Below are 12,398 nucleotides of genomic sequence, written 5' to 3'. Positions count from 1 at the left end.
TTTCAGTCAAAAAATAAAAAACATAATTTAGATTATCTAAACGATATAAGATAAAAATTAACTATTTAATGAATGTAAAAAAATATTTTTTCAAAATACTTGACATATTTGGATATAGAGTAAAACTCATAAAAAAACCTAAGAAAGTATATGTCAAAAATTCAGTAACCAGAGGTGTTATTTTTGAAATGGTAGGAACATCAGGTATAGGCAAAACTACTTTCCATTCTAAGGTAAGTGAAGTTTTAAAGCATAATTGGAATTTAAGTTATTATAGAGCAAATGAGCGACAAAGTATTAAATCTAATTCCTTTCTTGACGAGTTCTACCTCCTTAACATATCACTTACAATTTCAAAATTTTATAATAATAAGAGAGACTTTGATCAAAACATGAGATTATTAAATTTCTTGACAAAGTCAGCTAAAGATGATAGATATTTGAACCTTTCTGGTTTATTAGATGACAGTGGATGGTTTCTAGATGATAGTTTTTGTCATATTTTTACCTCTGAAATTGTTGAAATAATTGAAAAAAAATTAATTTCAGAAGAAGTTTTAAATAATTTTTTTACAGGAAGAAAAATTTTATTCTTAGAAGCACCTGTAGATTTTATAATAAAAAACTTGCAAAAACGTAGATCAGAAACTAGAGGAGCTCTTAACGACTATCTCAGCATCTATGAAGAGGAATCCCTTAGAAAATTTGTGCAAGAAAATCAACATAATTGCCGTAAATTGGCTAAACTATCATCACAGTTTGGAGCATGTTCTTGGAATTTGGATTTGTCAGAAGGAGACGATAAAAATTTAAAAAAAATTAAAGAAATTGAAGCTGAGATTATAAAAAATAACTACTAAATATTTCAAAAGGTAAACTAAATCATCATTTAATATAAATCAGCTACATTAAAATGCTAGGATAAAGAAGAAAAAATCAAGGTATGAAAAATATAATAATACTTGGAACAGGTGGATGTGCTGCTGAAACTACTTTTTATATTGGAGACCATAATGCTAAAGTTCCAAAAAATGAAAGGATAAATATCAAAGGATATATTGAATTCGATTATAATTTAAAAAAGTATTATCAGAGATATAATTTCGATGCACCCGTTATATGTGATATTGATGAATACTCCCCTACTCCAGACGAAGAAGTGCTAATATGTGTTGCAGATATCAATTTTCGAAAAAAAATGATCGATAGTTTGCATAAAAAAAATGCTTTGATTGGGAGCTTCATCCATGATTCTGTCATACTACCCAAACCGTTTAAAATTGGGATTGGAAATATAGTATTTCCATTCTGTATAATAGAAAAGCATGCTGTTATTGGCAATTATAATATTATTACCCCATATAGCGTCATTAGCCATGATTGTGCTGTTGGTAATAATAACTTTATCGCAACATCGGTCATTGCAGGTCATGTAAACATAGGGGACAATAATTATTTTGGTATTCGATCAGCAGTGGTTCCACATGTTCAAATTGGTAATAATAATTTGATTCATGCAGGAATGGTCGTTTATAAATCTATAAAAGACGACACTACTGTTTTTTACCGTTTCAAGGAAAAAATTATGGCCATTCCAAAAAAATAATTATACAAAAAACCTTAAATAATTCTTCATAGATTTATTACAGTTTATAATAAAAATTAGTATTAGGAAAGAGTTATTTATATATATTTGTTATTAATCTGCTTATCATAAATACTTAAAATATGAAAATTACAGTTATAGATCTTAAGAAGTATATCCATTTAATCTGTATTTCTTTATTTTTTTTGTCGTGCGGCACAAAACAAGATATAGTTTATTTTCAAAATGTAGATGCTGTAGGTATTAGTAATTCTGTCAACAGTTATATTCCAGTTATCCAATCAGACGACATGTTAACTATTATTGTATCTGGTTTAGATCAAGATGCTGTACGGCCGTTTAACTTGACTGTTGTTAATTTTAGTGATGAAGCAAATTCAACGGGCAGAAGAAATCAACAATCGTATTTAGTAGATTCGAATGGTAATATAGATTTTCCTGTACTTGGAAAACTGAAATTAGCTGGATTAAATAGAATACAAGCCACATCTTTGATTAAAGATATGTTAAAAGAATATGTAAAAGACCCTATTGTAAACATTAGAATAGTTAATTTTAAAATAACTGTTCTTGGAGAAGTTAGAAGTCCAGGTTCATATACTATTCCTAATGAGCGTATAACAATTATTGAAGCTTTAGGTTTAGCTGGAGACATGACCATACAGGCTGAAAGAAAAAATGTTTTAGTGATTAGAGAAGAGAATAGTAATAAAAAATATATTAGAGTAGATATGACATCGGAAGATGTATTTAACTCTCCTGTATATTACCTTACTCAAAATGATGTGATCTACGTGGAGCCAAATAATTCTAGAGCTAAATCTTCTACTGTAGGTCCGAATTCAACCCAAACTTTGAGAATAGCTTCAATTTTACTTACTGCTGTTGCTTTGGTTTTTAGCATTACAAGATAAATATAATACGGAAAATTAGATGGAATTTGATAAGCAACAAAATATTCATCATGAAAGTGAGAACATTGACAGTGTTAATGTAAATATTAAAGATACCATTATTCAATATCTCAGTCACTGGAAATGGTTCGTCTTGTCAATTCTACTAAGCATCATTTTTGCATTCTATAAATTAAATTTCGAACGTCCTAAATATAGAGCGACAACCACAATAAAAATTAAAGATGAAGAAAATGAAGGTAATTCTACGCTTTCAGTTTTTCAAGACTTAGGTGTTGTGAATGGTTCTAACGATAAAATTGAAGATGAGATAGAGATTCTAAAATCTAAAAGTATTGTTAAGGAAGTAGTAAAATCACTTGGACTTAATGTTCGATATTATACTAATAAGAACTATCTAAGTAATTTTTTAGATAATAAAATCGGATTAAATACTGAGTATTATGAGACTGAAAATTATACCGATCCTCCATTAAAAATTAATTTTTTAATGAGTGATTCAGCATCCTATAGAATAAGCTATTCCTTTATAATTACGGTAAATTCATTAAATAGTTTTTCGGTTACTGACATAGACAAAACATTTAGGAAAAAGCATGATTTTGGTGAAAAAATTAATATTGGATTTGGAGATATCATCATTGTTCCAGCTACTGACTTAAAGGAACGTAATTTAATTGGCTCTAACATTCTAGTTCAAATTAACTCTGTTAATGGTTTGGCTCGAGCATTAGCAAGAAGCATATCTATAGAACCTAAATCAGAAAGATCAAGTATTTTAGATGTATCGATAGTAGATAATGTTCGACAAAGGTCTAGAGACTTCTTAAATGAGCTTATTAAAAAATATAATGAGCGTGCTATCTTTCTCAAAGAAGAACTATCAAAAAGTACTTCAAATTTTGTAGATCAAAGGCTCGAGATAATATCTAACGAACTTTCGGATGTAGACCTTCGAACAGAAACACTTAAGACTCGTTACGCAGGTTCTGATACTAACCTTAGTATGCAAAGTGGGCAGGATTTAGAAAATCAAATAGTTGGTGCAAATGCTAAACTCCAATTAATTAAATCTCTAAAAGAATATGTAAGCGAAAAAGATCCTAACCAACCTATACCACAAAATTTAGGAATAGATGATAATAATGTACAATCTGCATCTGCACAGTACAATAATCTTATAATTGAAAAACAACGTTTATTAAAGAATTCTACTGATAAAAATCCAATTGTTGTTAATATTAATGATCAATTAAAAGCCTTAGAAAATAATATTAAACAAGGACTAAATAATTTGAGTTCTACTCAACAAATATCTATAGATGCACTTAATAGACAAGATGCCATAATCAATTCAAGATTATATTCTGCACCAAAGCAAGAAAGACAGATTAGAAATGTGCAGCGTCAACAAGGAATCAAAGAGGCATTATATCTATACCTTTTACAAAAAAGAGAAGAAACGGCGATTACACTTGGTGTTATTGACCCTAATGCTAAGGTAATTGAAATAGCTGAAAGTGTGGGTAGTGCAATTTCGCCAAAGAAAAAGGTTTTTTATTTAGTACACATATTTATTGGCCTTATTATTCCTTTTGCTATTATATATATTAGAGATTTTCTTAATACAACAATTAAAAGTCGTGAAGAGGTTGAAAAAATATTAAATATCCCCATCCTTGGTGATATACCAAAGTTAGAATCGAAAAAACGTTTTTTAATTAATAAAGAAGATCATTCTAGCACAGCTGAAGCTTTTAGAATACTTAGGACCAATTTAAATTTTTTACTGACTAATTCTAACAATAAAGGGAAGACAATTTTTGTTACATCAACCATAGCTCATGAAGGAAAATCTTTTGTTGCTTCAAATTTAGCAGCTTCATTAGTGTATGCGGGTAAGAAAACATTAATTTTAGGTATGGATATTCGAGCTCCCTCAATTAAATCATATTTAGGTATTCGTGGTTCTCTAGGTGTAACAAATTACATAATTGATAATGATTTATCATTAAAAGATATTATTATTAGCGTACCAAAAGTTGAAAATTTAGATTTGATTTCTTCAGGAGATATTGCCCCGAACCCTGCTGAATTGTTAATCAGTTCACGTGTTAAAGAACTATTTGATGAAGTAAAGGAAATTTATGACTATATAATAGTTGATACTGCTGCCTCAAGTATTATAACTGATACAACCGTCATAAAAAACCATGCTGATGCTTTTATTTATGTGATAAGAGTTAACTTTTTAGATAAAAGACTTTTAAGTTATGTTAAATCAATTTACAAAGAGAAAAGATTTCCGAATTTAGCTTTACTAGTAAATGGAATAGATTCAAAAAAAGGTTATGGTTATGGTTATGGTTATGGAGCCAGTTTTGAAAAATCAAAAAAGAAATCTTGGTGGAAATTTAGTTAGGTTTTAACAGACGCTAAACATTCTTGATTTAATAAAAAAATCAACAAGCAATAGATATTTAAAAAATTATATTGTATCTCCTAAATTTCTACTTCGTTAATCTAGTAAATAGAATAAGCCTATTAACAAAAAGCCAGGTAAAAAAAGAATATCGTGATCTGACTCTTGAAACATCAACAACTAAAATTATGCCGCCTGCTTACCTGTGAAACTTTATATTAACAACACAAGCAATACAAAAGCTATATCACCCCTATAAAAAGTACAATACTTAATAAAGCTTAACGATTCTAACATTATTAAGCTTTATCTATCTTTAAAGTTGTATAATATTAAGAGCAGCGAATATGTCATTGAAGTAGTTAGCAACACTTTTATGTCAGTAGGCTTTCAAAAAATGTAAGGATTCTACCCATTTAAAAAAGTGATGGAGGTCTTAAAACAATTAGTACAAGAGATCGATTTATCTAAGACTTTATGATGCAATAATGGTCCAGAATTTATAGCAAGATAACTTAATAATGGAGCGAGATATACGAAGATATGGAGCTTCGATTATATACGACTCAATTAACCTGTTTAAATTGCTTCTCTAGAACATTTAAATAATTGTTATAAAAGTGGAGTTCTAAATAAAAACATATTTGTGAAAACATTTCGATCAAGTAAGAAAACAGACGAGGCTATCGATTGATGATTGTAACAATCATAAACTACATTAAGCATTAGGGTAAGTTTACAGACTAACTCACTACGCAATTGGAGTTTGATTATTCAACAACTCTACAATAGATTTTGAGGTATAGAATTAGAGCATGTCCAGACTTAACAACTAATCCTTAGAGACTAGCTCTATGAAAACCCAAAGAACAGATTTTAATCTAAAACCCTTAGAGACGATCCTAAACAGTTTATAAGATTTTACCTTTTTTAAGCACTTCTTTTGCCTTTAAATAAAATATTATAAATAGCATTAACAAAGTACCGGGTGTCTGTAAAATAAGGGCTTTTGCTTTTCTCTGTTAAATACTCTCTTTCAGCCTGTAAAACACTTTCAACAGAACTATTTCTATTTAAAGCTACATAAGGCGGTATACATCCTGGTTTATATTTTAAACGTAATTCTTGTATATCTCTAGGTATATCATTAAAATATCTCTGAGATACTGGTCTAGAACCAACTAATTTTAACTCGCCTTTAAACACGTTTATTAACTGAGGCAATTCATCTAGCCAATAACGTCTTAAAAACTTGCCCCACGGTACTAAGCGAAAATCATTAGCAGGCTTACCGTTTTGTCCATAGCCATTAAGTTTAAGAATATAATCTTGTAAATATTCTGAATATGGGTGCATAGTTCTAAACTTATAAACTCCAATAATTTTACCATTCTTGCCAACCCTCTTCATCTTAAATAAAGGTCCATAACTAGGGTTCAAATCGAAAGAAGGTTCATTAACTTTTTTAGCAGCAAAATAGTGAATACCATTTATTACTTTATAGTCGATAATATCAAAACCACAACTAACCAACCTACCAAGGCTTTCTGCCTTTGATAATAATCTACTTTTACCCTTTGTAACAGAAAAGTAAATCTTTTTTAATACTGGTAATTTTGGTATCACTCTCAAAAAAACAAATTGAGCAGTTTTATACAAGTCCTTAATAATAGGAATCTGGCAAATTTTCTTTTTGGCATTTCTATTTCTAAAAGTTTCAAAGCATCCAATTAAGACACCGTCTTTAGGTAATTTCTCATTAACCTCTTCCAAATGCTTATTTAGCATTCTAAAATCATTCATTCTGTTAAGAATGAAGACATTTTGAATTTTATAGAAATTACTATATGAAGTTAATGTTTCATTTTTTGGAATAACCAAATTTTTCCCCTTATCAATTTCAGGGACATGCTCCTTAAAAAAATTGTATACATCTTCATTTGTTGACTGAAGTATTAATTTCTTGTTAGATGCAGCAACTTTATCTCGAGTTAATAATTCTTCAGAATATAATTTAAATGCTTCTAAAAAGTCTTTCTTCCATACTAAATAAGTCTCTTTAGATATATTCTTTCTAGCACATACAGACTCGATCTTAGTACCATCAATTAAACTATCAACAACAATTCTAATTCTCTCCAATGAGGAGAATTCTTCTGAAGATCTTAACTGAGTTCTTTTACCACCAAGTTTATTAAATATTAATTTAGTTTTATCAAGCGCAGTGTTCGAAGTAAATTCACTACGTTGGTAAATAAAATCTTTTTTTAATAATACATCATTCTTTAGAAAGTCACCTAACTCTAAAGTATCATTAAAGTATTCTTTTATCATAGCACAAAATTTGCACGAACCACCATATTTCTGGTAAATTCATTAATAATTTCTTATGACTAAAAAAAGAATTAATACAACCGACAAAAGACCATATAAGTAAACAAGCCTATATAATTATATGTAAAATAACTACAAATAATTGTACACATTTAATTTAAAATAGCTATTTACTGAATTTGGCATTTAAGGGGATTCTTTTTATAGCAAGTACAAATATATTACATTCTTATTAGAATAACGTGATTTTCTTTTAAAAAAACTGCATATGCTATTATTTTACCTATAAACGGTTAAATGTTAACAATATAAGGTAAATGTATATTTCATTTTTTAACATAAAATAATCTCTTAACCAAATTTTTTACACGCTGAAAAATTAACTCTTTAAACCACATATAAAAATTATTACTCCAACGCTGAGGGTGAAAAGTAAACATAACTTTAGTTGGTAGCTTCCCTTTATTTATTGCCACTATAATTTCATCAGTTGTATGAAAAGATAGTTCAAATGAAGAATCAACTCTATCACGAACACTTACTTTATTTCCGTCCCATTTTCTACCTGTATCAGTAAGGTAAAAAACTTCATTAAAATCAATATCAAAATATGGTTCTCCAATTAATTTATAATCTTTATAATTATACTCTTTCCAAAGATCTTTTGAATCATATTTAGACATAGGACTTCCGTGCATACATATAGTGGAAACAGGAGCTAATTTTCTTAATTCTTTTAGATTATTCTCAAAATCTTTGATTCCGGTTATTATATCGCCTTTACAAGTTGTTAAACATTCATAGTGATATCCTATTTCATGTCCTAATGAAGCAATTTCTTTGATAACGTTTTCCTTCCAACTCTCTGGAACAGCTCTAAAGTAATACGTACCTTTTATACCTAATTCATGTTGAATTTTAGCGAAGTGTAAAGAGTTTTGTGGTAATAAATCTACGTCGTGTCTTAATACAATGCTTTTATCACTAGGCTTGTCAATAAATTCTTGAAACGTTTGAAATTCATATCCATTCGTTTTTAGAGCATCTAAAAGTTCTTTATAAATTTTAACTGTAAAATCCATTTTATTTAAATTGATACTGAAATTCTGGTGTTTCTCTCATGATTTTAACACTTTTGGGGTAGTTTTCGATGAACCAAACCATGAAAGCCGTCACATCAATTTTAGATTTAAGGAGATTATTTCTTCTTTCCTTATACTTTTTAATTATTTCATCATCATTAATAATATCTTTAACTAAAGCTAAAAATTTAGCTGGAAAATTAGAATTTATTCCATTACTTAATTCAAAAATATTCTCTATTTCTTCTAAAACGCTAATTTTACCCACAAAATCATTGAATCTAATATTAGGTGTTCCCAACATTGCGGCCTCAACTGCCATACTCTGACTGTCACCAATAAAAAGGTTTGCAAAGTATAAATAATGATGAATGTCTTGTTTATTTCCACCAAATTCATATTGCTTAAACTCTTCTGGTAATTCTCGCTCTGATGATATTATTACCTGACCTTTTGTTTTTAATATTTCAATCAAATCAACTGCTAATGAATCAGAAATTCCTTTAGCATTCATATCGTGATATGCTTGAAGGTTGGCAAAACGAATTAAAAAATACTTTTTTTCTAAAGGTATATTGACTCTTGATCTATCTGGATTAAACCTATTTGGATGCAGATAAGCTAACTTTTGAAACCCTTGATAATTTATGGTTTTACCATTCCATATACTGTTATTAACTCCCTTTGGTGCCAAAATGTTCGTAAACAAAGGATAACATGTTAAAGCTCCTAAGTACATTGGTATTGACAAATCAACATCATCTTCACCAAAAAACAGCGTTGAAATTTTCACAAAAGGCGATATATGACCTATTTCCGGAGAAGTGCCAATCATTAAATCTGGTTTAAAATCCTTGACAATCTTTAACAGCTTTCTATCTCTATCAATCACAGACTTTACTATAGAATAGATGTTCTTTTTACGATAACCAACAGAGAGCTGTACATATGGATAATTTTTAACCAACTCTTTCAATATATCCTTATCCTTAATAGAAATAAGTATATCATGACCGTGCCGCTTCAACTCCTCTATCGTATACTTAAACAAATGAAAATGAGCAGGGTGATTTAATTGAAATAGAAATTTTTTCTTAACTTTTGTGCTCATTTATAATGTTTGAAATTTTTGTAATTGTCTTTTTATTGACCCCGTTATGAGTAGGGATAGTAATTATCCTTTCAATTATTCTTTCAGTATTTGAACAATCACCTTTTGTATAACCAAATTCAGAAGCCCATATTAAAGATTTATGAAAATGTTTTCCTGGTTCAATCTTTTGCTTTATTAACTTATCATATAATTCGTCTCTATTATCAATTAACAATGGAAAAATATAATAATTTAGTGTGTTATATTTTGGTTGATTTAAAGTAGACGTTCTTACTTTCAATAAAGATGAAAGTAGTTTTGCATTTTCGGTGTTCTTAACAAGCATTTTATAAAAAAATGGAGAGTTTCTCATTAAAATATTTTGACTCCAGGTACACCCCTTATATTCATCAAATGAATATTTATTTCCTAAATCTAATTTTTTATCTAGTTTTTTTCCTAGCCTATAAGTAATTAATCCATAGAACGGTGGCTTCATCATTATAGAATATATTAGTACTTTCAAAAAATTTTTAATGGAAGAAAGTTGAGTTTTCTTAGGAATTTCTGCATATTTATCTATAAACAAAGGAAATTTACCCGGTTTATTAATTGCACACCATCCACCGCTTCCAATAGCTGGAAACTTTGCTAGTCCAGTAGAATAAATTGCAGCATCACATATCATTCCTGTATATGATTTCTTATATTTAGAAAGAAAAGAATGAGCACAATCCTCAATAATCACGATCTCTCTAGCTATTTTTTTTATAGAAGCCATATCATCTGGAAAGCCGAATGTATGTGTTACAATCAGTACATCGATCTTATAGATATTCTTTTTAAGGTGGTTTAAGTCAAGCTTAAAATCATCTGTTAAATCCAAGAAAATTGGGGAATGACCAGCTCTGACAATAGCTTGAAAAACGGTATGGCATGTATATGCTTGGACTCCAACTTTAAGAGGTTTATTAGTAGACATAGAATCCAATAATAATCTTAACCCAACCCTTGAATTGTTAAACCAATAATTATCACTCGACTTATCATAAATGCCGTCTACAGAACTAGTTTTTTTTATTAAAGATTTACAATAATAAAAAAATGGAAGCGTATAATAAAATCTTGGTATTAGTCCCACTTAGTTTAATAATATTTATTCCCTTTTCTTAAAAACTCTCTTACTTTATCGGAATTAGGGCGCGTATAATAAATAGCACTCTCTTTTTGCTTTTTAGGTACAATTTCCTTTTTAAGAATTTTTTCAATTGCTTCTGGTAATATCTTAGAAATATATTCAGAAACATTAATCATATTTTGATAAAGTGATTTTGTTTTTATTTCAATAGTCTGTTCAACAAATATATCGCCAGTATCTATTCCTTTTTCTACTTTGTGTATAGAAATTCCAAGTTCTTTTTCCTCATTGAGCATAGCCCAAAAAACAGGCTGAGCACCTCTGTAAAGCGGTAATTTACCAGGGTGTATATTAATCATTCTTACGTCATCTCGAATATATCGCTTCGGAATAATACGATTAAAATAAAGTAAGACTATTAGATCACTCTTTTGCTCAATAGCCTTATCTAAATAAATCGACATTTTCTTTCCCGAAAATATTGGTGTAGCTTTTTCTAAAAGTAATTTTGAACAATTGGCAATGGATTCATTTTTCTTTTTGTTTTTAATTTTTTGAAAAAAAATTAAAAACAAATTAAATAAACCATAATTCAAAAGTCGTTTAATTTTCTGCTTTAATCCCTTATCTCCTCCTAATGACTTAGATGTATAGATACCTTTGACTGTAATAGTTTTACTATTAAGTATTTCTCTAATGATTATTGAGTTCCATTCATTGAGTTCAGTGGTGAAAATAAAAATATTCATACTACTTTAACTTTTGAATTAATTTTAAACCAAGTTTGGCTATTTTGAACATCAATTTGTTATGTATTATCTCAAACCTTCCAAATTCAACCAGCTCTCCTCCAAATTTCATTTTATGATCACGCACACCATACGGAACATTTGGCTTACCCGCACCACCAAAATCAAATGTTTCGTATTTTTGATCAACTCCCCAAAGTAAAATATTATAAATTAAGTAATCGTTTGAGTACATACTTCTATACTTATCATCAGCACCGGCAAACCAATCATAGACTAAATTTTTATATATTAATGAAACCCTAAAAGCTATCATTTTATCTTCAAAATAAACTCCAAAAGCCTTAATCGCGGAAGAATCTTTTAGCTCATTAAAAGCACTAATAAAAAAAGTGAAATCGGGCATTGGTAGCTTAACTCTATTATAGGTAGATTTTATTAAAATTAACCCCTCTTTAAATTCATTTAAACTTGTTATCTCTTTAAACTTTGCTCCTTTATTTTTCGATTTTGTAAAATTTCTTCTTTTACCTCTTTGTATTCTAGCTTTAAGTTTATCTACACTTGTATTCAGATTAATTAAAATATCTAGGTGAGCTTCGTATTTAAAACCATTAATTTCAAAAATACTCCGCATATCATGTTGGTCAAACATGTTTCTGAATTGTGAATAGATAGCTTTTCCCTTTATTTGTTTATTATATTTCTTTAATAATATGTCCATAACTTCGGGGTTATTATCTTTTACAATTGGTCCCCCAATAATAATTGAACGTGAGGAGAATTTACCCAAAAATCCTTTATGTTCTTTTTGGATAACGGCCAGCATAACGCCCACTAGTTTGCCACTCTCATCAACAGTACTAATAAAAAATGGTTCATAATTCTTTGTTTTCTTATATATTTCATACATTTCCGGTGATTGAAAAATATTTCCTTTAGGGTGCGACAATACAAACTCAGCCCATTTTTTATTTTCAACCTTACTTATCACATCTAACATATAATACAAATACTTTTTTTGTCTAAATTTCTTTTTAATATACTATAAAGACCTTGA

General features: G+C 28.9%; 10 protein-coding genes. 4 read left to right on the top strand and 6 right to left on the bottom strand.

The annotated features are described in order from the left end of the window. The first annotated feature begins 68 nt into the window (after positions 1-68). From AC1EUV_RS09695 to AC1EUV_RS09680, 4 genes are all read left to right on the top strand, one after another. Positions 69-860 carry a hypothetical protein gene (locus tag AC1EUV_RS09695; protein ID WP_480198500.1) on the top strand — a complete coding sequence of 264 codons (792 nt, stop codon included), beginning with the start codon at positions 69-71 and terminating at the stop codon, positions 858-860. Positions 861-943: 83 nt separating this feature from the next. Next, positions 944-1,606 carry an LbetaH domain-containing protein gene (locus AC1EUV_RS09690; protein ID WP_480198499.1) on the top strand — a complete coding sequence of 221 codons (663 nt, stop codon included), beginning with the start codon at positions 944-946 and terminating at the stop codon, positions 1,604-1,606. A gap of 122 nt (positions 1,607-1,728) precedes the next feature. Continuing rightward, positions 1,729-2,520, top strand: a complete 792-nt coding sequence (locus tag AC1EUV_RS09685; protein ID WP_480198498.1) for a polysaccharide biosynthesis/export family protein — start codon at positions 1,729-1,731, stop codon at positions 2,518-2,520. 19 nt (positions 2,521-2,539) lie between these two features. Further along, positions 2,540-4,942 (top strand): GumC family protein, encoded by a 2,403-nt coding sequence (locus tag AC1EUV_RS09680; protein WP_480198497.1) that lies wholly within the window; start codon positions 2,540-2,542, stop codon positions 4,940-4,942. A 930-nt stretch (positions 4,943-5,872) separates the two neighbouring features. Here AC1EUV_RS09680 and AC1EUV_RS09675 read toward each other — a convergent pair. The 6 genes from AC1EUV_RS09675 to AC1EUV_RS09650 all read right to left on the bottom strand — a co-directional run bounded on the left by AC1EUV_RS09675 (position 5,873) and on the right by AC1EUV_RS09650 (position 12,332). Further along, positions 5,873-7,276 carry a sugar transferase gene (locus AC1EUV_RS09675; protein WP_480198496.1) on the bottom strand — a complete coding sequence of 468 codons (1,404 nt, stop codon included), beginning with the start codon at positions 7,274-7,276 and terminating at the stop codon, positions 5,873-5,875. 326 nt (positions 7,277-7,602) lie between these two features. Further along, on the bottom strand, positions 7,603-8,358 hold the full coding sequence (locus tag AC1EUV_RS09670; protein ID WP_480198495.1) for a hypothetical protein: 756 nt from the start codon (positions 8,356-8,358) through the stop codon (positions 7,603-7,605). Between the two features lies 1 nt (position 8,359). Further along, entirely contained in the window at positions 8,360-9,469 is a 1,110-nt protein-coding gene (locus tag AC1EUV_RS09665; RefSeq protein ID WP_480198494.1) for a DUF354 domain-containing protein, read from the bottom strand. Beyond that, positions 9,453-10,592 carry a DegT/DnrJ/EryC1/StrS family aminotransferase gene (locus AC1EUV_RS09660; RefSeq protein ID WP_480198493.1) on the bottom strand — a complete coding sequence of 380 codons (1,140 nt, stop codon included), beginning with the start codon at positions 10,590-10,592 and terminating at the stop codon, positions 9,453-9,455. The genes AC1EUV_RS09665 and AC1EUV_RS09660 overlap by 17 nt, the downstream gene beginning before the upstream one ends. 5 nt (positions 10,593-10,597) lie before the next feature. Then, positions 10,598-11,338, bottom strand: coding sequence for a formyl transferase (locus AC1EUV_RS09655; RefSeq protein WP_480198492.1), 741 nt, complete (start codon positions 11,336-11,338; stop codon positions 10,598-10,600). Between the two features lies 1 nt (position 11,339). Beyond that, a complete protein-coding gene (locus tag AC1EUV_RS09650) occupies positions 11,340-12,332 on the bottom strand; it encodes a lipid II:glycine glycyltransferase FemX (protein WP_480198491.1) in 993 nt (330 codons plus the stop codon). Between the last annotated feature and the right edge of the window lie 66 nt (positions 12,333-12,398).

It is taken from the genome of Maritimimonas sp. 2304DJ26-3, from assembly GCF_056591635.1.
The sequence above is the reverse complement of the archived record's forward strand: the minus strand, read 5'-3'. Positions and strand labels throughout refer to the sequence as shown.

Excerpts from the sequence above, each read along its gene's own strand:
- AC1EUV_RS09680 (WP_480198497.1), top strand. The coding sequence starts at position 2,540 with ATGGAATTTGATAAGCAACAAAATATTCATCATGAAAGTGAGAACATT.
- AC1EUV_RS09695 (WP_480198500.1), top strand. The coding sequence starts at position 69 with ATGAATGTAAAAAAATATTTTTTCAAAATACTTGACATATTTGGATAT.
- AC1EUV_RS09690 (WP_480198499.1), top strand. The coding sequence starts at position 944 with ATGAAAAATATAATAATACTTGGAACAGGTGGATGTGCTGCTGAAACT.
- AC1EUV_RS09670 (WP_480198495.1), bottom strand. The coding sequence starts at position 8,358 with ATGGATTTTACAGTTAAAATTTATAAAGAACTTTTAGATGCTCTAAAA.
- AC1EUV_RS09665 (WP_480198494.1), bottom strand. The coding sequence starts at position 9,469 with ATGAGCACAAAAGTTAAGAAAAAATTTCTATTTCAATTAAATCACCCT.
- AC1EUV_RS09655 (WP_480198492.1), bottom strand. The coding sequence starts at position 11,338 with ATGAATATTTTTATTTTCACCACTGAACTCAATGAATGGAACTCAATA.
- AC1EUV_RS09685 (WP_480198498.1), top strand. The coding sequence starts at position 1,729 with ATGAAAATTACAGTTATAGATCTTAAGAAGTATATCCATTTAATCTGT.
- AC1EUV_RS09675 (WP_480198496.1), bottom strand. The coding sequence starts at position 7,276 with ATGATAAAAGAATACTTTAATGATACTTTAGAGTTAGGTGACTTTCTA.